At 55.3% G+C, this 22,353-nt stretch carries 23 protein-coding genes; 8 read left to right on the top strand and 15 right to left on the bottom strand.

Annotated elements, in window-relative coordinates; all coding sequences use genetic code 11:
* The first annotated feature begins 1 nt into the window (after position 1).
* Together Q0775_RS10390 and Q0775_RS10385 are read left to right on the top strand one after the other, a co-directional pair.
* Entirely contained in the window at positions 2–1,321 is a 1,320-nt protein-coding gene (locus Q0775_RS10390) for an aromatic ring-hydroxylating dioxygenase subunit alpha (RefSeq protein ID WP_298860111.1), read from the top strand.
* Positions 1,322–1,335: 14 nt separating this feature from the next.
* Positions 1,336–2,793 carry a glutamine synthetase family protein gene (locus Q0775_RS10385; protein ID WP_298860109.1) on the top strand — a complete coding sequence of 486 codons (1,458 nt, stop codon included), beginning with the start codon at positions 1,336–1,338 and terminating at the stop codon, positions 2,791–2,793.
* A gap of 17 nt (positions 2,794–2,810) precedes the next feature.
* Here Q0775_RS10385 and Q0775_RS10380 read toward each other — a convergent pair whose 3' ends face one another.
* The 4 genes from Q0775_RS10380 to Q0775_RS10365 form a co-directional block, all read right to left on the bottom strand.
* Positions 2,811–3,923, bottom strand: a complete 1,113-nt coding sequence (locus Q0775_RS10380; protein WP_298861750.1) for a benzoate/H(+) symporter BenE family transporter — start codon at positions 3,921–3,923, stop codon at positions 2,811–2,813.
* Between the two features lie 147 nt (positions 3,924–4,070).
* On the bottom strand, positions 4,071–4,907 hold the full coding sequence (locus tag Q0775_RS10375; RefSeq protein ID WP_298860107.1) for a 3-keto-5-aminohexanoate cleavage protein: 837 nt from the start codon (positions 4,905–4,907) through the stop codon (positions 4,071–4,073).
* Between the two features lie 52 nt (positions 4,908–4,959).
* The gene (locus Q0775_RS10370) at positions 4,960–5,805 is read right to left on the bottom strand and encodes an alpha/beta hydrolase (protein WP_298860105.1); all 846 of its coding nucleotides are present in this window, start codon (positions 5,803–5,805) and stop codon (positions 4,960–4,962) included.
* Positions 5,802–6,185, bottom strand: coding sequence for a hypothetical protein (locus tag Q0775_RS10365; RefSeq protein ID WP_298861747.1), 384 nt, complete (start codon positions 6,183–6,185; stop codon positions 5,802–5,804). The genes Q0775_RS10370 and Q0775_RS10365 overlap by 4 nt, the downstream gene beginning before the upstream one ends.
* A 250-nt stretch (positions 6,186–6,435) precedes the next feature.
* Here Q0775_RS10365 and Q0775_RS10360 point away from each other — a divergent pair, with 250 nt between their 5' ends.
* Both Q0775_RS10360 and Q0775_RS10355 read left to right on the top strand, forming a co-directional pair.
* Entirely contained in the window at positions 6,436–7,305 is an 870-nt protein-coding gene (locus Q0775_RS10360; protein ID WP_298860103.1) for a dioxygenase, read from the top strand.
* Between the two features lie 108 nt (positions 7,306–7,413).
* On the top strand, positions 7,414–8,304 hold the full coding sequence (locus tag Q0775_RS10355; protein ID WP_298860101.1) for a LysR family transcriptional regulator: 891 nt from the start codon (positions 7,414–7,416) through the stop codon (positions 8,302–8,304).
* Positions 8,305–8,324: 20 nt separating this feature from the next.
* On the opposite strand, the gene benD is transcribed toward Q0775_RS10355, so the two are convergent.
* The 8 genes from benD to Q0775_RS10315 form a co-directional block, all read right to left on the bottom strand.
* Positions 8,325–9,104, bottom strand: a complete 780-nt coding sequence (benD, locus tag Q0775_RS10350; protein ID WP_298860100.1) for a benzoate diol dehydrogenase BenD — start codon at positions 9,102–9,104, stop codon at positions 8,325–8,327.
* The gene (gene benC / locus Q0775_RS10345) at positions 9,101–10,111 is read right to left on the bottom strand and encodes a benzoate 1,2-dioxygenase electron transfer component BenC (RefSeq protein ID WP_298860098.1); all 1,011 of its coding nucleotides are present in this window, start codon (positions 10,109–10,111) and stop codon (positions 9,101–9,103) included. The genes benD and benC overlap by 4 nt, the downstream gene beginning before the upstream one ends.
* A 73-nt stretch (positions 10,112–10,184) precedes the next feature.
* The gene (gene benB, locus Q0775_RS10340; RefSeq protein WP_298860096.1) at positions 10,185–10,682 is read right to left on the bottom strand and encodes a benzoate 1,2-dioxygenase small subunit; all 498 of its coding nucleotides are present in this window, start codon (positions 10,680–10,682) and stop codon (positions 10,185–10,187) included.
* An 11-nt stretch (positions 10,683–10,693) separates the two neighbouring features.
* A complete protein-coding gene (locus Q0775_RS10335; RefSeq protein WP_298860094.1) occupies positions 10,694–12,082 on the bottom strand; it encodes a Rieske 2Fe-2S domain-containing protein in 1,389 nt (462 codons plus the stop codon).
* 63 nt (positions 12,083–12,145) lie between these two features.
* Positions 12,146–13,294 (bottom strand): muconate/chloromuconate family cycloisomerase, encoded by a 1,149-nt coding sequence (locus Q0775_RS10330; protein ID WP_298860092.1) that lies wholly within the window; start codon positions 13,292–13,294, stop codon positions 12,146–12,148.
* Positions 13,295–13,522: 228 nt separating this feature from the next.
* Positions 13,523–15,019, bottom strand: a complete 1,497-nt coding sequence (locus Q0775_RS10325; protein ID WP_298860090.1) for a TRAP transporter large permease — start codon at positions 15,017–15,019, stop codon at positions 13,523–13,525.
* On the bottom strand, positions 15,016–15,600 hold the full coding sequence (locus tag Q0775_RS10320) for a TRAP transporter small permease (RefSeq protein ID WP_298860088.1): 585 nt from the start codon (positions 15,598–15,600) through the stop codon (positions 15,016–15,018). Before Q0775_RS10320 ends, Q0775_RS10325 begins: the two co-directional genes overlap by 4 nt.
* 60 nt (positions 15,601–15,660) lie before the next feature.
* The gene (locus Q0775_RS10315) at positions 15,661–16,707 is read right to left on the bottom strand and encodes a TRAP transporter substrate-binding protein (protein WP_298860086.1); all 1,047 of its coding nucleotides are present in this window, start codon (positions 16,705–16,707) and stop codon (positions 15,661–15,663) included.
* A 547-nt stretch (positions 16,708–17,254) separates the two neighbouring features.
* Here Q0775_RS10315 and Q0775_RS10310 point away from each other — a divergent pair.
* From Q0775_RS10310 to Q0775_RS10295, 4 genes are all read left to right on the top strand, one after another.
* Positions 17,255–17,485: a hypothetical protein gene (locus Q0775_RS10310; RefSeq protein ID WP_298860084.1), complete on the top strand. Its 231-nt coding sequence runs from the start codon at positions 17,255–17,257 to the stop codon at positions 17,483–17,485.
* 37 nt (positions 17,486–17,522) lie between these two features.
* Positions 17,523–18,428, top strand: a complete 906-nt coding sequence (locus tag Q0775_RS10305) for a cytochrome P450 (protein ID WP_298860083.1) — start codon at positions 17,523–17,525, stop codon at positions 18,426–18,428.
* Between the two features lie 22 nt (positions 18,429–18,450).
* Positions 18,451–18,804 (top strand): SDR family NAD(P)-dependent oxidoreductase, encoded by a 354-nt coding sequence (locus tag Q0775_RS10300; protein ID WP_298860082.1) that lies wholly within the window; start codon positions 18,451–18,453, stop codon positions 18,802–18,804.
* A gap of 80 nt (positions 18,805–18,884) precedes the next feature.
* Positions 18,885–19,226, top strand: a complete 342-nt coding sequence (locus Q0775_RS10295; protein ID WP_298860080.1) for an SDR family oxidoreductase — start codon at positions 18,885–18,887, stop codon at positions 19,224–19,226.
* A 259-nt stretch (positions 19,227–19,485) separates the two neighbouring features.
* Here the strand turns inward: Q0775_RS10295 and Q0775_RS10290 are convergent, their stop codons facing one another.
* Genes Q0775_RS10290 through Q0775_RS10280 form a run of 3 tightly spaced genes read right to left on the bottom strand, consistent with a single transcriptional unit; the run spans position 19,486 to position 22,353 of the window.
* On the bottom strand, positions 19,486–20,013 hold the full coding sequence (locus Q0775_RS10290) for a TRAP transporter small permease subunit (protein ID WP_298860078.1): 528 nt from the start codon (positions 20,011–20,013) through the stop codon (positions 19,486–19,488).
* Between the two features lie 52 nt (positions 20,014–20,065).
* On the bottom strand, positions 20,066–21,040 hold the full coding sequence (locus Q0775_RS10285; RefSeq protein ID WP_298860076.1) for a TRAP transporter substrate-binding protein: 975 nt from the start codon (positions 21,038–21,040) through the stop codon (positions 20,066–20,068).
* A gap of 29 nt (positions 21,041–21,069) precedes the next feature.
* On the bottom strand, positions 21,070–22,353 hold the full coding sequence (locus Q0775_RS10280) for a TRAP transporter large permease (RefSeq protein ID WP_298860074.1): 1,284 nt from the start codon (positions 22,351–22,353) through the stop codon (positions 21,070–21,072).

Below are 22,353 nucleotides of genomic sequence, written 5' to 3'. Positions count from 1 at the left end.
GATGATCAGCCAAGAACTCAACGACCAGTTGACGCGCACTGGACCTGACACGGATGCCGGCGCTGTTATGCGTCACTACTGGCAACCTGCGGCGCTGACTGACGAGCTTGCGGGCAATCGCCCTGTGGTGCCGGTCAAGCTTCTCGGTGAAGACTTGGTGCTGTTCCGTGACAGCGACGGGGCGCTGGGATTGATCGGGCGCGCCTGCCCGCACCGCGGCGCTGATCTATGCTATGGCCGCTTGGAAGACAACGGATTGCGCTGTCCCTTCCATGGCTGGCATTTTAACCGCGACGGCCAATGCGTCGAGCAACCGGGGGAGCCTGAGGGATCGCGCATGCACGAAAAAATCCAGAACACCTCCTACCCCGTGATCGAAAAGAACGGGATCATATTTGCCTACATGGGGCCGGGTGATCCCCCCGAATTCCCGAATTTCGACTGCTTCCGAGCACCCGAAAGCCACGTCTTTGCCTTCAAAGGTCTTTGGCAATGCAACTGGTTGCAAGCCATGGAAGTGGGCATTGATCCTGCTCACGCCTCTTTCCTGCACCGCTTTTTGGAGGATGAAGACCCCGCTGACAGTTATGGCAAGCAGTTCCGCGACAAAGCTGCGGATACCGACATTCCCATGACCAAACTCTTGCGCGATTATCCCCGCCCCGACATCACGGTGGAGGAGACGGAATACGGCATGCGCCTGATCGCCCTGCGCCATCTGGACAATGGCAAAACCCATGTCCGCATCACCAACCAGATTTTCCCCGAAGCGATTTCAATCCCGATGAGCCGCGAGATGATCATCACGCAGTGGCATGTGCCTGTCGATGACGAGACCTGCTATTGGTATTCGATGTTCACCAGCTTCGACAAACCCGTCGACAAGGAAAAGATGCGTGCGCAGAGGCTCAAGGAGCACCGCCTGCCCGACTATGCCCCGCTCAAAAACAAGGCCAACAATTATGGCTTTGACCCCGAGGAACAGCAGCGCGAGACCTACACAGGCATGGGCCTTGATATCAACGTGCATGATCAGTGGGCAGTGGAAAGTCCGGGGGCCATTTTCGACCGGACCAAGGAACATCTGGGCAAAACCGATGTGGCAATCATCAAATACCGCCGCATGATGCGCGCCGCGATTGCCAGCCTCAAGGACGGTACAAAAGACGCGATGCCCATGATCTCTGGTGTCGATGTCAAAACGATCTATGGTCCGATCTCGAATGATACAATCGGGGACAAGGATGCGTGGCGTGAAGCGTTTGAAGCAAGTGATACGGTGCGCCGCACAGGCTGCACCGATTGGGACGCAAAAGTTTAGAAAGTGCCGCGCAGATGACTGATTACAAAACGCAGATAGAGGCGGGTGCTTTGGCGCGTGCGGGGCTGCTGGATGCCGCTACGATTGATGCTGCGGCGGCTTTGCTCGCGCGTGTCAGCGAGAGCGATCTTGAAACGGTCCGTGTCCTTTTTGCAGATCAGCACGGCGTGCTGCGGGGCAAAACAATCGTAGCGAGCGCCCTGCCCTCCCTCTTTACAAGCGGCCTCGCCGCTCCCTCCACCCTTCTGCTCAAAGATACGTCACACCGTACCGTCTTTCCCGTCTGGTCCGGCGATGAAGGTGTCGCGGGCGGTATGGGCGGCGCAGGTGATATCCTGATGCTGCCTGATCCTGCCACCTTCCGCATGCTGCCGTGGTCGCCCCACTCTGCATGGATATTCTGTGACCCAAGGTTCAAGTCGGGTGGTGTGATCCCCTTCTCGCCCCGTGATATGCTCAAGACCGCAGCGGAAAAACTCGCCGCTCACAACCTTGATCTGGTTGTAGGGTTAGAAGTTGAGTTCCATGTGTTCGAGCGTACCGATGCAAAACTGGACCATGCCGACGCCACCATGCCTGGCCAGCCTGTGCAGACCCGCAATCTGGCCCAAGGGTATCAGTTCCTGACCGAAACCCGCTACGCCGAGCTTGAGCCGATCATGGACGTCTTACGCCGCCACTGTCAGGCGATGGACCTGCCCATCCGCTCGATGGAAGTCGAGATGGGGCCAAGCCAGTTCGAGTTCACTTTCGATCCAGCGGGTCCGCTGACCCATGCCGACAACATGATGATGTTCCGCGCGATGGTGAAGGAAGTTTGCACCGCGCGCGGCTTGCACGCCACCTTCATGTCCCGCCCAAGTGTCGAGAATGCTGCCGCCAGCGGATGGCACCTGCATCAATCGCTACTGGACCGCACAACAGGCAAAAACGTAATGATGCCCAACGCCGATGGCACGCTCAGCGATGCCGCAAGCGGATGGATAGCAGGGCTGCTCAAACATGCCGCCGAGAGCTGCCTGCTGACCACGCCGACCATCAACGGCTACAAACGCTACCGCCCCCACCAGCTTGCCCCTGACCGCATCCAATGGGGCCGCGACAATCGGGGAGCAATGGTGCGTGGCCTTATGACTGCGGGTGATCCCGCCTCGCGCATAGAGAACCGCGTGGCTGAAACTGCTGCCAACCCATATTACTTCTTCACCAGCCAGATCCTGTCCGGTCTGAGCGGAATTCTATCGGGCGCTAAAGCCCCTGACCCTGTCGAGACACCCTATGATAACGGCCCCACACGCCTGCCCGCAAACCTGCTCGACGCTATTCGCCTGATGGAAGGATCAACATTCTACCGCGAGCAGCTGGGGGATGAATTTGTCGATTACATCACAACCATCCGACGCGCCGAATGGGATCGATACAATTTGGCGGTCTCAGAATGGGAGCAGGCCGAATATTTCGGACTGTTCTAAGGTTGAGGCAGAGCTCTTCAGCGTAAATTTTTGACGCTGCGCATGATAAACGCCGCCGACAGGCCGATCAGCACACCCCAGAATGCCGACCCAATCCCGAACATCGTCATGCCGGATGTGGTAAATAGGAATGTAAGCAGACCAGCCTGCACATCATCACCAGCCAGCATATCGGTCATGAACTTCTGGATCGCAGGGAGCAATGCAAGCCCTGCCAGCAAGGCAATAACAGCCGTGGGCAGCAGGATTAGAAAATCAACAATCGAACCTGCAAACAGCCCCCCCAGACAATAAAAGCAACCACTCGCCACTCCCGCGATGTAGCGACGGTCAGGGTTTTCATGGCTATCAGGGCTTGCACAAAACGCAGCTGTGATTGACGCCAATGCAATCGATATACCACCAAAAAATGAAGCCCCGACAGAGGCAATGCCACCCACCACCAAGATGTGTCGTGTCGATACGGCAAAGCCATTTGCGCGCAAGATTGCAACGCCGGGCAGATATTGCCCACTGAGTGTCGTGATAAGCAGAGGCAGCGCCAAAGTTGCGATGGCCGTGACCGAGAGTTCAGGAATCCAGAGGATTGGCGTTGCAAGTGTCAAACCAACATTTCCAATTGGGGCGTCGTAAAACAGAGCAGTCATTACAACTGCAATGCCCAGCAGACATAAAACGGCATAGCGCGGGACCAGTACGGTGAGGACAACAAACGCTGCGATGAGAATTCCGACAATGGCCGGATCAGTCGCAAACCCCCGAGCCGCACGCAGTCCGAAACCGAATAAAATGCCCGCCATCATGCCGTTGGTCACAGCGGGCGGCAGAAGCCGCACCAGTTTTTCAAACACTCCTGATAAGCCAATAAGGATAAGACTGACCGCTACAAAAAGATATGCTGCGATAATTTCGGCAATCGACATGCTTGTTCCGATCGAGATCAACAAGACCGTACCAGGCGCTGACCATGCCATCGAGATCGGAACCCTGAGCCAGAGACTTAGAAAAATGCTTGAAAGCCCTGCAGCGATTGAAATTGCGAATACCCACGAGACAAACATGCTCGTGGAAATTTCCATCGCCTCAGAAGCGCTCAGGTACACCAAAAGCGGCCCTGAATAGGACACCATTACAGCCAGAAAACCAGCGCCGACCGCCGTGGACGAAATGTCCTGCCATATCGGGCGGCGGGGTATTCCAGCCTCAGACAAATCTTGCCTGCGTCGCAGCGTGTAGCCTGCGTTCCTCGGCGTTCAGCTTGAGAGTAGTAATGAGGATCATACCGAAACTGTCCGCAACCCAAGGATGTCACGCGCTTGACGCCATGTGGCGACAGGACGCTCATACTTCTCACACAGATCGACAGCGCGTTGAACCAATGCCGCATTCGACGGAGCAAGAGTATCGCGGTCCAGACGGACGTTGTCTTCAAGACCAGTGCGCGTATGGCCACCCTTGGAAATCGACCATTCGTTGATCGTCAACTGCGACGGGCCAATGCCTGCCGCACACCACTGCGCGTCAGGTGCGAGGCGTTTGAGTGTCTCGATGTAGAAGTCAAAAATCGGTTCATCCGCTGGCATCGAGTTCTTCACACCCATCACGAACTGCACATAAAGCGGCCCCTTGAGGCGACCATCCGCCGCCATCCGTGTAGCCTGTACGATGTGACCCAGATCAAAGGCCTCAATTTCGGGCTTAACGTGGTGGGTGCGCATTTCCGAGGCCAACCAATCCACCAGATCAGGGCTGTTCTCATAAACGCGTGTGGGGAAGTTGTTTGATCCCACCGACAAGGATGCCATGTCAGGCGATAGCGGCAGCATCCCACCGCGATCACGCCCTGCACCAGAGCGACCACCCGTCGAGAGCTGCACGATCATACCGGGACAATGTTTTTCCAGCCCCTCCTTCAACGCGGCAAACCGCTCAGGATCGGACGTTGGTTTGCCCGCATCATCGCGCACGTGGCAATGTGCGATGCTCGCGCCTGCCTCGAATGCCTGATGCGTACTTTCAATCTGTTCGGCAACAGTTATCGGAACCGCAGGATTGTTCTCTTTCGTGGGCAGAGATCCCGTGATTGCCACGCAAATAATACAAGGGTTTGTCATAGGTCTAAGGTCCTTTGCCGCATCGTGGGATGCGTATGGGAGATTTCGGCGCTCAGCCCTGAGAAGGCATCTTGGACAGCGCGTCGACAAAGAAGGGACGAAACCCCACAGGATGCTCGCTCATCGGGAAGTGCCCAAGCTCGTCCATCACGGCGAGTGTAGCGCCAGCGATTGCGTCAGCCGTGCGTTTGGCGTCCTGAGGCGTACAGGTAAGGTCATAGGCACCAACGATAATGTGGACAGGTGTTTGAGCCGTGTGGATACCCCCCAAACGTGCGATCAGGCTGTCGTCACGGGTGTAAAAGCTGAGGTCGCCGCGAAAAATGCCAGGTCCGGATTGCTTGAACATCCAAAGGGTATTCTCGCGCTCCGCTTTTGGCGCGTAGGGGGAGATGTTGGCAGACACCAACGCGGCACCCATCTCGCCGCCATGCGCATCAGGGCGGTCGAACCAATCAATATCATACCAAGCGGGCTGAAAGTCAGAGGCCTCAATGGCAATGAATCCGCTAAATTTCTCTGGACGCAATGCAGCCAGTTGAAGGGCAATGCGCCCGCCCATGGAGCAACCGGACAATACAGGACGGTCGAGGTCAAGCGCGTCAATCAGCGCAAGGATCGTTTCCATATAAGCCTCAGTCGTCAGCATATATTCTTGTGTCTCGAACCCTTCAGGCGGCAAGGATTTGCCGTGCCATGGCATGTCAAAAGCGATCAGGCGGTTGTTTGCGGTGATCTCTGCGTCGTTCATAAGGTGGCGCCACTGGCGGGTATCTGCACCAGCTGTGTGCAGGCAAACAACGGCACGTCCCTGCCCTGCTTCCTCAAAATAGATGCGGCGCGGCGCACCCTCGACAGTGATCGTGACATACCGTCCGGTGATAGGTTCAATGCTCATGCTGCGACCTCATGGGCTGGGCGGGCAAGCGCCATGACTTCTTTGAAAAACCGCAGGTTTTTGACCAGACACAGGATGTCTCCGTCAATCTTGCCCCGACCTATTGTGACAAGACCGAAGATGTCGTGAAACTTCGCCTCTGGCAACGGCTGCCAAAATTTCTCCAGCGCCTCTGCGTCCGTTCTAAAGGCAAAACGCCACGGTGTTTTGCGGCTCGGGCCGGGAATGACCTCGACAAGTTGGCCCTTCTCGAACGTGAGATAAAGCTGATCTTCGCCAACCTCGATCAGGACAGTTTCGGAAAACAGGCGACCCAGACGCAAAAGATGCGGCGTCTCATTGAGCTGTGCCTGAATGTTTCGGAATACCTCGATCACCATCATCTCCTTTAGAACCTGTCATTACCCTGTGTGCCATGTCGTGCGGCCAGTTTGCCGTATCGATTTTGGCATAGGGTCATGCCCTGAAATTGCACCGTGAGGCACCGCATTGGCAATCATGGGTTAGGTATCACCCGATACCACCCGCGGCATTGGTCGAGGCACCTCCTTCAAGGAAGATGAGCCATCAAAGAGCGCTAAAGACGCGCCAAAGACCACGAATTTTATCGCCGATTTGGAGGAGAAACCCATGGGCATTGTAAACCTTGAGAACATCACCGACGTTGTGATTGCCAGTCTTGGCAAATCAGGCGACATCACCGACCGACAGCGCGAAATCATGGCATCCCTGATCACGCATTTGCATGGCTTCTGCAAAGACGTGAACCTGCAGCACGGCGAATTCTTTGAAGGCTGCGAATACCTCAAGCGTGCTGGCCAGACCTGTGACGAGAACCGTCAGGAATTTATCCTGTTGGGTGATATTCTGGGCGTCGAAGTTCTGGTCGATATGCTCTCTAACCCTGTTACTGGCACCGAGAGCGAGTCCACCGTCCTTGGCCCGTTCTACCGTGAGAACCCGCCTGTCCTGCCAAAGGCCGCCTCCATCATTCTCAAGCATTATGACAATGAGGAGACCGCCTATTTCGAGGGGTATATCCGTGATGAAGATGGCAAGGGTGTCGCCGGTGTGACGATGGACGTTTGGGAAGACGCGCCAAACGGTATCTACGAAAACCTCGACCCCGATCAGCCAGATTACAACCTGCGGGGCCGCTTCGAGACAGACGAGAACGGGCACTATGCCTTTGTCGCCGTGCGTCCGGTCCCGTATCCGATCCCCGACAATGAGACCGCAGGCGAGCTGCTGCGCTTTATGGGTCACCACCCCAACCGTCCGGGTCACATGCACTTTATTATCTCCAAAGATGGCTATCGCCCGCTGATCAGCCAGATTTATGACCAAGACAGCGCATGGCTCGACAATGACAGCGTCTTCGCCGTCAAAGACAGCCTGATCGGCACTTTCAGGCCAGCAGCGCCTGAGTTGAAGACCGATCTGCACTTTGAATTCGACTTCACACTCAAGACTGAAGCCGCTTCAATCGCCGCTGAATAAAGCCACCCAGATACCAGAAAAAGGCCCCCATCACTTGGGGGCCTTTTTTTATATGAAATGCTGCACTACAGTTCACTTTGCCCAGTCATTCTAGGATTCAACGCCAAGATGAACTTCAAACAAATGACCTACTTTGTCGCGGTTGCCGAAGAATTGCATTTCGGCCGTGCTGCCGAGCGTCTTGATATGGCGCAGCCACCTCTGAGCCGTCAAATCAAGCAGATCGAAGAAGAACTCGAGGCGATGCTGTTTAACCGTGGCCGCAGTGCAATCACCCTCACGCAAGCAGGAGAGCGTCTGCTGGAACGCAGCAAATCCATCCTTGCGCAATTGGACGACACAAAGCTGGAAATCAGACGGATCGGCCAAGGGGCCGAGGGCAGGTTACGCATCGGTTTTGTCGGGTCGGCCACCTACGGCATTCTCCCCAATATCATCAAGTCGTTCCGAGCCGCCTACCCTTCAGTGAACATGAATTTGATTCCCCTCAACAACGCCCAACTTCATCGCCAGCTGGTCTCGCGGATGATCGACGTGGCCTTTGCACGACCCGCGCTGAGCGACTCGGAATTTGCGATGAAAAAGCTCGTGGACGAAGATCTGATCCTTGCCCTGCCAGATACATTGGATACTGGGTCGCGCCGAATTGCTGACTTACGAAGGCTCGCCACCCATAATCTCATCCTGTATCCGGAATACCCGCGTCCCAGCTACGCCGATACCGTTTTACAGGCCTGTCAGGACGCAGGTTTTGAAGTGCCCAACCGCGTCTTTACGATGGATTTGCACACCGCACTCAGCCTAGTTGCGATTGGCGAAGGTGTTTGCGTGGTGCCTGAATCCGTGGGATCGGCGCCGCGCACAGGGATCAAATTTCTTAAGATCGAGCCAGAAATCGCCCACACTGCAATATCCATCAATTACCGTTTAGACGAACAAGGTGTGCATGTGCAGAACTTCGTCAAACTGGCGCAAAGCGTGGCGCGAAAACTTATCTAGCACCACACGATCAGTTAGACCTATCCCTGATCACCACCGCCCACGGGAACAGTCAGTCCGGTGATATAGGACGCATCATCCGAGGCCAAAAACAGGATCGGGCCTATCTGCTCGTCCAACGTGCCATACCGCTTCATATGGGACGACTCGATCGTCTGGTCGACGATGGTCTGGTACCAGTCATCGCGTTGATCTTCGGCAGCGTTTGCATTGCGCGGCACCACACGCGGCGGTGCTTCGGTGCCGCCGGGTGCTGTTGCAACCACGCGAATGCCGCGCTCCGCCACTTCCCAAGCGAGGCTTGCCGTAATCGCATTCACCCCGCCTTTGGCCGCGGCATAGGGAACGCGGTTCAACCCGCGTGTGGCAATGGAGGACACGTTCATAATAACGCCGCTGCCCTTTGCCAACATAACTTCAATCGCCGCGCGGCAACAAAACAGCGTCGGGAACAAAGAGCGCCGAACCTCCGCTTCAATCTGCGCAGGCTCGTAATGCTCGAACGGCTTGGCCCAGATCGTGCCGCCCACGTTGTTAACCAATATATCGATGCGACCCCACATGCTCACCGCTTTTGCCATCGCAGCTTCGCAGCCTTCCCATGTTTCCAGATCGACCGAGATGGAAGAAGCATCCCCTCCCGCTGCGCGGATGTGCTTCACCACATCCTCGCGTGCGTCAGAGCGGTCAACTATAAGCACACTTGCACCCTCAGCCGCCGCACGTTCCGCCACACCGCGCCCGATGCCTTGAGCAGCGCCAGTCACAACCATGACTTTATCCTTGAAACGCATGCTCATGCGGCCTCGGTAGGGTTGAATTTCTCAAAATAGAAATTGGAAGGCTCGACTCCCAGCTTGCCAAAATGACCCCGTACCGCGTCCACCATGGGAGGCGGACCACACAGATACACATCACAATCACCCCCATTCAAGTCATCAGCGCTCACATGGTCGGTGACAAAACCCTTACGTTCATGCGCGTCTTCATCAGCAGCAAGCACGGTGATGACCGTCACATTTCCGATCTTTTCAGCCAGCGCATTAACGCGGTCGAGCTCGACCAGATCTGCTGCATTTGTAACCGCGTAATAGAGCGTTATGGCCTGATCAGTCCCCTGCTCTGCCACTTGCTCCAACATCGACAAAAACGGCGCAAGGCCCGTGCCGCCAGCCAGCCAAAGCTGCCTACGCTCCATCGGGCGCAGATAGAACGCGCCCATCGGACCGGTAAGCGTTACAGCATCGCCAGCTTTGGCACCGTCACCCAGATACGAACTCATCACACCGCCGGGAATGTTGCGCACAAGAAATGTCGCCTCTTCCGATCCCGGTGCGGAGGAGAAAGAATATGAGCGTTGTTTATCCGTGCCAGGCACAGTAACATTCACATACTGACCAGGCAAAAAGTTGACCACTTTGGACGGCTTCACCCGCAGGCTGAACGATGTCTCGGAGAGTTTGTCCACCCCCAAGACTTCGCCTTCAACGGCTTCAGGCGCGGTTTTGCAGCTTGCAGCGGTAACGGGCACGCGCACCACACAATCACTCTCGGGGATCATCTGACAGGTGAGGACGTATCCCTGTTCGGCTTCTTCGTCGCTCATGGACTCGTCCATGTAGAACTCCAGCTCATACTCGCCCTTCTCGGCAAAGCATTTGCAGGTGCCACAAACCCCGTCACGGCAATCCATCGGCAAGTTGATCTTCTGACGAAACGCGGCGTCCGCTACGCTCTCGTCGTCTTCACACTCGATAACGCGGGTGACGCCATCTTCGAAATTCAGGGCAATGTTAAAAGGGGTCATGGCGTGCTCCTCCCAAATCCGCGCATCCTGTTTGACGGGATGCGCGGTGGTGCAATGGCGTCAAATTAATAAATTAGATGTGGTAGACATCGATCACGTGATGGATTTTGTCGTTCTTCAGGACGACTTTTTTATTGCTAATTAGTGGCTTCGGGCCAGACGTGTCGACGGTATAAAACGACGTTCCCCAGTGCTGATCCGTAACGCCATAGCGGTACGTGCAGGTCAGCCAGTTAAAGCGCAGCTTCAACTCACCCCCCTCTTGGCTCAGGATTTCGATGTTGCTGAGATTGTGCATCGTGCGCGGCTCTGGCAGCGAGGTCGACGAAGAGCGGTCCGTTTGAATGCGAAACACACGGTCTTCGATGCCTGACTTATCGGGATAATAGATCAAAGACATCTCGTTCATCGGGTCTTCGGTCAGCTGGTCCTCGTCGTCCCACGCGGGCATCCAGAACGGGCAGTCGGCGTGATAAAACGTCAGCCATGTTTCCCACTCGCGGTCATCCAAAGCGCGGGTTTCAGCAAACAGGAATGCCTGAACATCGTCAAAAGTCATTGTAGTGCTCATCGTCACAATCCTTATTCTGCTGCCACGGAGGCTTCAGGCGCATCAGCCCGCTCTTTCGCAATCGCTTTTGCCATACGCTCCGTCCACTGGGAGTGCTGGATCACAAACAAACCCTCATCCTCGGTGCGCGCACCCGACAGGATCGGATTGATGCCCAGCTCTTTTGCGTCCTCGTCGGGGCCTTCGATCCACTGGGTTGCACCACGGCTCAAGTCGTTCCATTTGGCATGTGCACTACCGGCATATCCCCGCTGGGTTGCGCGGAATTCTTCGGTATCATCAGGTGTCGCCATGCCGGAGGCGTTGAAGAAATCCTCATACTGGCGGATGCGCAGTGTGCGAGAGGCCTGATCTTCGCCCTTGGGCGCGATGCAATAGATTGTTACTTCGGTCTTATCAACACTGATGGGACGGAATACACGGATCTGGCTGCTGAACTGGTCCATCAAAAAGACGTTGGGATGGACGCACAAGTTACGCAGCACGCCGACCATCCACTCTGCCTTGGCTTTGCCATAGGTCTCGGACCATTTCTCGAGGCTGGCATAGTTTGGGCGTGTCGTTGGATCAGCCCATGTCGTCCAGAGCAGCAAGTGACCGTTCACATAGGAGTGGAAGCCACCCTTTTGTTTGGACCACTTGGACGCATCTGTCGCTTTGATCTTGTCTTCTTTTCCGTCCGCTGTGCGGTGCGACGTCGTCGCAACATAGTTCCAATGCACCGCAGACACGTGATAGCCATCCGCCCCGTTTTCGGCCTGAAGCTTCCAGTTGCCGTCAAATGTATAGGTGGACGATCCACGCAGCACTTCGAGGCCCTCTTCAGATTGATCAACGATCATGTCGATCATCTTGCAAGCTTCGCCGAGATACTCCTCAAGCGGTTCAACATCTGCATTGAGCGAGCCAAACAGAAAGCCACGATAATTTTGGAACTTCGCCACCTTTGTCAGGTCATGGCTGCCGTCTGTGTTGAACTGCTCGGGGTAGCCGCCGCCTTTGGCATCTTTCACTTTGAGCAGCTTACCTGTGTTCGAAAAGGTCCAGCCGTGGAACGGGCACGTAAACGTCTTTTGATTGCGGCGCTTGAAGCGGCACAGCATGGCACCGCGGTGTGAACAGGCATTAACCAGCGCGTTCAATTCACCGTCTTTGTCGCGGGTGATGATGACCGGCGTGCGGCCCATGTGCAAAGAGAAGTAGTCACCGTTATTCGGGATCTGGCTCTCGTGGGCCATGTAGATCCAGTTGCCTTCATAGATGTGCTTCATCTCGAGCTCGAACAGCTCTTCGTCGGTAAACATATCGCGGCGCGCGCGGTAGATACCCTTTTCAGGCTCGTCTTGAACCATGCCGCCGAGACGGGTTTCGAGTTCATCCAAATTTGATTGCGTGAACATATGTGTTCTCCCCTATTGAAGCCGTCACCTGTTTAGGTTTGGCCAAGTTATTTAATCGCCGGACTACTCTCCGGCAGCAGCTATGAATGTCTGTCCGCTATCACGGCGGTAGAAGTTGATTTTGTCCGGGTCGAGTGTCGCGCCGATCCCGTGGCCTTGCGGCACCTCAACACAGAAATCGCGGTACACAATCGGTTCAGCCAGTATCTCGTCTGTCAGTAACAGCGGGCCAAACAATTCTGTCCCCCAGTGCAATGTCTCAACGGTTGAGAAGAGTTGCAGTGCAGCAGCAGTGCTCAAACCCGTTTCCAGCATCGTACCTGCGTACAGACCCAGACCCGCAGACTGCGCGATTGAGATCACTTCGGAGGCGCGCTTCAGGCCCCCAGACTGCGCGATTTTCACAGCGAACACGTCCGCCGAACGGTTGGCCGCGACTGCCAGTGCATCCTCGGGACCGTTCAAGGCTTCGTCCGCCATGACCGCAATCTCGTATGAACGGGTCAGCTCTGCCATCGCGTCATGATAGCGCGCCTGAAGCGGTTGCTCCACCAGCTCACAGCCAACCTCCTGCAAGCCCTTCAGGCCCCAGCGTGCATCTTGCAAGGACCACGCAGTGTTGACGTCTACACGGATACTGCCTGCATCGCCTACAGCTTGCTTGATGCGGGCAACATGTGCCACGTCATCGCGCACACTGCGTTTCCCGATCTTGAGCTTGAAGATGTTGTGGCGGCGCGTCTCGATCATCTCTTGCGCCTCGGCAATGTCTGTCTCGGAATTGCCAGAGGCAAGCGTCCAGGCGACAGGCATCTTGCGATGCACCGCACCACCAAACAGCTGGGACACAGGCACGCCCAAGCGTTTACCCAGTCCATCCCACAAGGCGATCTCGACAGCCGTTTTGGCGATACGGTTCCCGCGCACCAGCTTATCCATCAACTGGAGCGCACCGTTTACATTGTCAGCATCCCGCCCGATCAGTTCAGGCGCAATGTATGTATCAATGGCCGATCTAATGCTCTCGGGGCTTTCAGGACCATAGGTCAGGCCACCAATCGTTGTCCCCTCCCCGATCCCTTCGGACCCATCCGAGAACTTGATATGGACGACAACAGCGGCTTGTGAGCGCATGGTCGCCATGGACAAGACGTGCCCGCGGATGGTGGGGATGTCGAGGATCATGGTTTCGATCTGGTCGATTTTGGTCATGCTCTGCACCGCTATTTTGAACTTAGTTACAGATATAGAGTGCCCAAGAGAGCGGCCTTCTGTCGATGATCAAACGGGTCTCGGGTGATACCCTCATGACCATGTAAATATATCAGTGATGTCGGATGGAAAACCGACAGGATTAGAAATGCGAAAGAGCGCATAGGTGTTTGACCATGCGCTCTCTTTTTTCGCTCCTACTGCCGCATATCTCAGGCGGGCAGCCCTCTACCAAGGGATCAGGATAAGTGTGATCACCGGGAAGGCCACAAGGAGGACCACTCGGACGATATCGGATGCAACGAAGTAAATGATAGCTTTGTACGTCTCGACCATCGGCGTTGATCGGTCCATGGCATTGATCACGAACAGGTTCATGCCGACGGGCGGAGTGATCAGGCCAACTTCGACTACAATGAGAACAAGGATACCGAACCAGATCGCGGTGCGCTCGATGTTGATGCGGTTCAGCACACCTTCGGAGACGCCACGCAAGCCGAGTTCACGTGTGACTTCGCGAGTAAGTTCTTGGCCGTTTGCCAACATCGCCTGCGCATCGGCAAGGAGCAATGCAGGCAAGTCCGCCCCGCTTGCGATCAAATCCGATAGTCTTGCGGATTGCAGATCAACCATACTCACCAGAGCGAAATCAAGCTCTTGGATGACGGGCCAGAAGATCGGGATGGTCAGTAGGATCATCGACAGACTGTCCATCAGGCAACCCAACAGCAGGTAGAAGCACAAGATAACAATCAAAATGACCCAAGGGCTATGCCCGCTGCCTCCTACCCATGCAGCGGCCTCTTGGGGCAGTTGCGTGAGCGCCAGAAAACCGTTGTAGAATGCCGCCCCCAGCACGATGAAAAAGATCATCGCTGTGGCGCGTGCCGTCACATAAATGCTCTCGGCCATAGAACTGCGCGTCAGGCCACCGGCAAGCCATGCGATCATGCCAGTCCCAAATGCGCCAACGGCTGCCCCTTCAGTCGGAGTGAACCAGCCCAGATAGATGCCGCCGACAACCGAGGAGAACACCAGCAAAACAGGCCATACCGCAATGAGCGCTTTCATGCGCTCGGAATACGGCTCACGCGGACGGGTGCCTGCCGATCCGGGGTTTACGCGTACATATATCGCGATCGCAATCATATATCCCGTAGCCGCCAGAAAACCGGGAATGAACGCCGCGAGGAACAACTTGGCGATGTTTTGCTCGGTCAGGATCGCGTAGATCACCAGCACGACCGAGGGCGGAATGAGAATGCCAAGCGTACCGCCCGCCGCCAGTGTCGCGGTCGAGAAGCCACCCGCATAGCCGTAACGCTTAAGCTCTGGCAGCGCCACACGGCTCATGGTGGCGGCAGTGGCTAGCGAGGAACCGCAGATCGCACCAAAGCCTGCACAGGCGCCCACAGAGGCCATGGCGACTCCGCCCTTACGATGCCCGAGAAAGCTTGAGGCCGCTTGGAAGAGCGCTTGGCTCATCCCGCCCAGCGTCGCGAAATGACCCATCAACAGGAACATAGGAACAATGGAGAGCGAGTAATTGGAAAAGGTCGAATAGGTCTCTGCCTTGAGCCGTGCAAACGGTAGGCTGGCATCGCCAGTGACGACGATCATGCCCACAAGACCCGCCAAGAACATGGCTACCCCGATCGGAACACGCAAAAAGATAAGAACCAGAAGTGCGGGGAAAGACAGCAGCCCGATGACGATATCGCTCAATGGTCCGCTCCCATTTCAAGAGGTAGAATATTTTGGTCAGTGGTAAATTCCAGCACTCGCATGCACGCAATGTAGACCCCGACGATTGCAGCCACGACTGCACCCACAACACTCAATGCGTAGGCCCACCAGACGGGAAATTGCAGCAGGAAGCTCGTCTGGCCCGACCCTTGCTTGCTCAGCATGCCCAAAAACAGCTGATAGGCGATGATGACCAAAATAGCGGCGAAAATAATTTCAACCAGCATACGCAGGAAACGGTTCGCGCGGCGCGGCAACGTCTGAGTGAAAATGTCGACCGAAGCATGTGCGCCGTTCAGATGGCAGATTGGAAGAAACGAAAAAATGGCAAAGGCCATGCCTGCCTCAACCAGCTCGAAATCACCGTTGATTGGGCCTACACCTGTGGCCAAAAGAAAATTGGTCAAACCCGGCACAACCGACTGGAGAATATCACTATTCAGGATCGAGTTCAGCGAACGCCCGAGTATGGACAGGCAAACCATGATTATCAAAACAATTAGAACAATGCCGCCCAATAGGGCAAATACCCGCGACAGCTTTTCCATAAAGCTTTGCATAACAACCCTCCCCTGAACAAAAGATCGCCGCAGTCCATTACAGACCGCGGCGTGTATTTTTTACATCTTCGACATGGCGCCTTTGCACGCGCCGCCCATCAGCGACTTTGCCTGATCGATCAAAGCTTGGCCGTCGATGTCCTTGCTTTTCATATCGGCAACCCATGTCTCGTAGATCGGTTTTGTCAGAGCGACCCATTCGGACGTATCCGAGACCGTGATAATGTTGTTGCCCATATCCACAGCAGCCTCACGTGCAGGACCGTCTGAATCGGACTGTGTACCGCCCGCAAAGATCGAGAAGTCGAGACCGGAGTTATCATCGACAACCTTTTTAAGGTCATCCGCCAATCCGTCATAAACACCTTTGTTCATCGCAAGGACAAACGTCAGGTTATAGAGCGCAGGGCCTGTGAACTCGGTGTGGTTCTCAACCAGCTCTGGCACTTTCAACGCGGCAGTAACTTCCCATGGGATCGTAGTACCGTCGATCACACCTTTGGACAGACCTTCAGGCACGGCCGGAACCGGCATGCCAACAGGCGTCGCGCCCGCCAGTGTTAGCAACTCATTCACCAAACGGGAGCCACCACGGATTTTCATGCCCTTGAGGTCGGCAGGCGTCTCAACCGGATCTGCCGTATGCAAAACACCGGGACCGTGAACCCATGTGCCCAAAATCTTGACGTTTTTGAATTCGTCGTCTTTCATATGCTCATCAAACATCGTCCAATAGGCGCACGATGCTTCGCGCGCATCTTCGACCATGAATGGCAGCTCAAAAACTTCGGTGGATGGATAGCGACCGGGCGTATAGCCAACGACTGTCCAGACAATATCTGCCACACCATCAATCGCCTGATCCATCAGGCCGGGAGGTGTGCCACCCAACTGCATGGAGGGAAAACGATCAATCTTGATCCGACCCTCAGAGGCCGCTTCGATTTTGTCAGCCCATACATCAAGAACCAGTTTAGGCACGTTGGCCTTCTCTGGCAAAAACTGATGTAGTTTCAATGTGACTTCTTGTGCAAATGCACCTGTGGTCAGCATCGCAGCAGCAGCGGCACCGCCCAGCAAACGGGTGATGGATTTCTTCATAGTCATGTGTGTTCCTCCCTCAGAACTGGTGTTGGGCAATGAAGCCCTCAATTTCGAGCCTTTGCAGCTCGGAAAATTCAAGGGGAGCTGATGGAGCTTTTTATGTTCACTCTCATTCGGCCCAGAACCCCCAGATCGCCTAAAGACGTCGCATCGGAGCAGGCCCATGTCGATAACACGCAGGGTCTTAGGCAATACCCTGGAGCTGTTTCGGAAAGTCTGCTCCCCTGCTTTCGTCTGAACTGTATAGCCAATACCTTGCAATGGTTGGCTTCTGCTCCACGCGGAACGAATGAGGGCGCGACTTGCAATACTGTCCATTGCACGATCCATCAGCCGTGAACTAGCAGTAAACATGTCGACGGGTTAAACAGGCCAAGCAGCGTTATATCGTTCTATACTTGACTATTTAAAGTGAGGTATCGGCTCATACCCCAAAGAAACTTATCTTAGCCGACCGACTGCAGCAAATTACTTAAAATGTGTTCAAACACGTAGCCGACCTTTGTTTAGTGAACAATGCGCAGAGAGCGAGAGCTGAAAGGCGTCAGATATGAACGGTCCAAGCGATCCAGTAAACCTGTATGACGTCGATGTCATTCGTGATCCTTGGCCACATTATGCGCACCTTCGCGATCTTGGGCCAGTTGTCTGGATGGAGGCGTTGGGCAACTATGCCTTCACAGACTATGATACTGTTCGCAGCGGTTTACGCGATCATAAAACATATATCTCAGGCCTTGGCGCCGCCGCTGATGATTTCAGCTGCACCCATCTAACGTAGCAATACCGTTGCCTCGGACCAGCCTCGGCACACAACATTGCGCAGCACAATCCTGCCGCCGTTGATGCGCGACAATATCGAAACGCTCAGATTCCACATCCAGAGTGTCGCAAAAGACATCGTCGCGGCCTGTGTAGCCAAAGGCAGCTTTGAAGCGATCACAGACCTTGCACAGCCCCGCGCCCTCACAGTGTTGCGCGACCTGATCGGATTGCCCGATTTTGGACGCGAGAACATGCTGAAATGGTCAAGTGCGGCCTTTGACATGCAAGGCATCCAAAACAGCCGTGGCCAAGCCGCCCGTCCTGTGATTGCGGAAACGAAAGAGTTCATCATAAGGGAAGTCAGACCCGAGGCGCTGAACTCAGACAGTTGGTCACGCCGGATTACCGAGCTGGCCGCACGGGGTGAAATCGACTCCGAGATCGTACCTTTTGCGATCCGCGCCTACATCAACCTCAGTCTGGACACAACGATCTCCGCAATTGGGCACTTTATCTTTCAGGCAGGATCAAATCCTGAAACTTGGGCTAAACTGAAACACAATCCATCCCTTGCACTCAACGCCGCCCATGAAGCGATCAGGATCGGAACGCCCATCCGCTCGTTCAGTCGCCATACATCGAAACCCGTTGAGGCCGCAGGACACCACCTCTCCGAAGGGGCACGCTTGATGATACTCTATGCCTCGGCAAACCGCGATAAAACGGTGTTTGCACAGGCAGATCAATTCGACATTGAGCGGCGCAATGCGCGCCGTCACCTTGCATTTGGTGCGGGGATTCAGATTTGTGCTGGTATGCATCTGGCACTGTTGGAGATTGAATGCCTGATCCTTGCCATGACGCAGCAGATGCCAGCGGTTGACGTGGGAACTCCGAAGGTCGCGATGAACAATCCTATCTGCGCATTCGCAGAACTTCCCGTCCGCATTCAGGACTAATCAGACCCCAAAGGAGCGTGCCATGCGTGTTGTGATAACCGGAGCAGCTACAGGTATCGGTGCCGAAACGGTCCGCTTGTTTAAAGAGGGCGGGCATGAAGTCTGCGCGCTGGACATTATTGAGCCCGCAAATGTGGATCAATGGATCAAGGTCGATCTGTCGGACATGGATGCGATTACAGCCGCTCGTGCCAAGATTTACGGACCGTTTGACGTTCTGATCAGCAATGCCGAATTACCACCGCGCCCCGAAAATAAAATCAAGCTGCTAAGCGTCAATCTATTCGGTTTACGCAAAGTGACGCAGCAGATGCTTCCCAAACTTACCGATGGCACGCGCATTGTGAATACGGCCAGCCGTGCGGGTCTGATGTGACAAAAGAACATCGAAGAGGTGAAGGCGTTACTGGGCCTCGAACACCCTGACGATTTGCCCGCATTTTTTCGGCGCGGGATATGGACCCAAAGCGGGCCTACAACCTCTCAAAAGAGGCAGTGATCACATACACAAAATCTTTGACCAAACCGTTGCTTGCTCAATATATCCGCGTCATCTCCGTAAGCCTTGCTCCTGACGCGACTGACATCTTGGATGATTTCATGACGGCTTTGGGGGATCGCGCAGCCGAGGCGATCCCCCTTCCGGGTCGGGCGGGGAACCCTGATGAAGTCGCGCGCGTCATTGCGTTTCTGGCAAGCGAGGAAAGTAGCTGGATCAAAGGCGAGGACATTCTGGTCGACGGTGGGGTCTCTGCAATGGTAACCAGCATTGCACTTGGGCTGCCTGCGGTCACGTAAGCGACGATGGCAGCATTGTGAGGTAAATGGTCTTTACGAGAAAGTGTAGCAATCGGTACGTTAGGCTTAAGCGAGCCGCTCTTCGTGATACAGGTAGCCGTATCACCTAACTGTCAGCAGACCTGAAAAGAACAGCCCTTAGCGGACATTGGTTGAGGTCAGCAGCGATTTCGTGGGGCCGATACCTGCAAAGCCAACTATACCGCCCTTCAACCGATGCGCCGATGCACCTTTGAATATCACATATAAACCCGATAATTCAGTCGAGCTGGACGGTGCCATCTTCTGAGGTATCGTCTCCCGCCCATCTGGCACAGAGATGGATCAGGATTATGATCATGGAAATGGGGACAGCCACAGAAATCCAGACCATCGGAATCCCGAGCGTATCTGCTGTCAGACCTGATTGGCGTGCAAGGTACCCTTTTGCAAATCCGCCCCGCAGTCCGATAAAGCAAAAGTAAATTACGGGCAGGATAAAGGTCAGCACCGCAGCGCTTTGGACCGCTTTTGCAAAAGCGGCAAGGATATGCGGCGGGTCGGGAAACACGCTTTGCATCAGCACTGCATCCGACTGCGTTTTGAACGACAGGGTTGCCCCCAGAAGACCGGTCCAGACCATTGCATAGCGTGCGACGTCTTCGGTCCAGACAGGAGGGGAAGAGAAAACGTAACGCGCGATGATTTGCACGACGACCGTTAGGAACATCAAACAGACCGCAAAAACCGCGACGCGGCGCATTGCGAGGTGCAAACGGTCGCTGGTGCTGATGATGAGGTGGCGCATGCGTCTCTCCCGTAGTGGATGGCGGGCCGCGAGGGGCAGCCCGCCGGTTGCTTTAGCGGTTCTCGTCGGAGAGTTTTTTCCACAGTGCAGTGTCTTCAGCTGTCATCAGGTCTGAATCGTAGACCGGCAAGGATGCCTCACGGAAGACAGCACGCTCTTCAGGTGTGAGGCGTTGGACCGTCACGCCTTTTTCCTCAAGTGCGGCGAGGCCTTTTTCAGCCGCTTCACCCAGCCATGCGCGTGTCGCGGCGTCTGCTGTCACAACAGCCGCATCAACCGTCGCACGGTCGGCGTCTGACAGACCATCATACCACTGCTTTGACGCAATTACGGCACGCATTGGCCAGATCACATCTGCGGTTGCAAAGTTTTTGACGAAGTCGGTTTGACCGAACATCACAGGCACGAAGGGCGAGTTCAGATAGCCATCAATCACGCCCGTTTGCAGGCCCGCAGGCACTTCGCCCCAAGGCACAATTGTGCCGCTGGAGCCCCATGCTTCATACATCGCGATCTGTGCATCATCCAAAGCGCGCATGCGCAAGCTCGACATATCGGCGGGCGAACGCACGGCCTGCGTGGTTGTGATCACGCCAGAGGCTGGTCCAAGCGGCGCAAGCGCAAGCAAGATCGCGTCTTGCTTGGCAAGGTTCTCGTTCACGCGGGTAAAGACATTACCAGCAGCCAGCGCACGGTCCATATGTGCAATGTCGTCAAAGACATATGGCAGGCGCACGCCATAGATGAACGGGTCAACCTGCGCGACTGCGCGCACGTCGGACATTGAGATTTCCAGCAAGCCCGTCGAGACCTGATCGAATTTCTCGGCTTCATTGCCAACTGAGCCGCGCGGCATTTCGCGTGTTTCCATACCGCCAGCCTTCAACGCCTCGGCGAAAGTATAGGACCAATTGTAGGATCCCGATTGTTCGAGGTCCGGTTTCCCGTCCAGCGCGATCTTGACCTCCGCAGAGACTGATGTGGACACCGTAAGCAATGCCGCCAGTGTGAGTGCCTTGAGTTTCATTAGTCGTCCTCCCTATTCGTTTGGTTTGGTTAGTTCACAGAAAATCCGAACAAGCGCGGCAAGGTAAGGCTAATGCTTGGCCAATAGACCAACGCCAGCAACAGCAGCACTTGAACGAAAACAAATGGCAGCACAGCATATGCGAGCCGCCAGTAATTGAGATTGGTGAGCGCGGATACGACTACAAGGCATTTGCCCAGCGGTGGCGTGATCAGGCCCACACACAGATTGAAACACAGCACGATGCCAAGGTGGATCGGGCTGATGCCTTGCTCCATCGCCTGTGGCGCAAACAGCGGGATCAGCAGGGTCAGGGCCACCGGCGTGTCCATGAACATGCCCGCAATCAGAAAGATACCCACAAGGAAAAACAGATATTTCGTGCCGGTCAGCCCAAAGGAGTCGACCCAATTGGCCAGCGCGCCGGACCAGCCCAACTGACCCGCAAGATAGCCCAATACTGAAATCGCTGCGAGGATGATAAAGATCGTGCCGGTCATTTTTGCCGTGGCCTCAACCGCGTCAAAGATCATGCGCCAATTCAGCCCTTTATAGAACTGGCCCGCCATAACCGCGAAAAACACCGCGATGGCAGAGCCTTCTGTCGGGGTGGCAAGCCCAAAGACCAGCGAGCCGAGGATCACCACTGGCAAGCACAAAGCAGGGGCTGCATTCAGCAAGCTGGGCAGAAAGCGCGGCAGGTCGTCGGATGCACCGCCCGGATGCCCCTTCATATGCGCGATGACTGCGTTCAGGATCATCAACGCAGCGGCGAGCATCAGGCCGGGGATAACGCCTGCAATGAACAAAGCTGCAACAGAAGCACCCGTCAGCCCCCCATAGATGATCATGATGATCGACGGAGGAATGATCGGCCCGATCATGGAAGACGCCGCCGTAATCGCACCTGCATAATAGGGATCATAACCGCGGGCCTTCATCTCGGGCACGAATGTGCGAGAAAGGGCAGCACTATCGGCAATCGCAGAGCCTGAAATGCCTGCAAAGAATACACTAGTGAGAATGTTCACATGTCCCAGGCCGCCGCGAAAGCGTCCAACGATCGACATGGCGAAATCAATCAGGCTGCGGGTCACCCCTGCGCGGCTCATGATTTCGGCGGTCAGGATGAACAGTGGCATTGCCATAAAGGCAAAGACGTCCAACTGGGCAAAAATGCGTTGTGGCAGGATCGATAGGAACTGGGTTTTGTCCACGGCGATAAAGGTCAGGACCGACACTGCCCCCATCAGATAGGCAAAGGCTGTGCCGCTGATCAAAAGCAGGATAAAAATGAAGGGGATGAACCACAT

This window comes from uncultured Sulfitobacter sp. (assembly GCF_947499945.1).
In the GTDB taxonomy this organism is placed as follows: domain Bacteria; phylum Pseudomonadota; class Alphaproteobacteria; order Rhodobacterales; family Rhodobacteraceae; genus Sulfitobacter.
The sequence above is the reverse complement of the archived record's forward strand: the minus strand, read 5'-3'. Positions and strand labels throughout refer to the sequence as shown.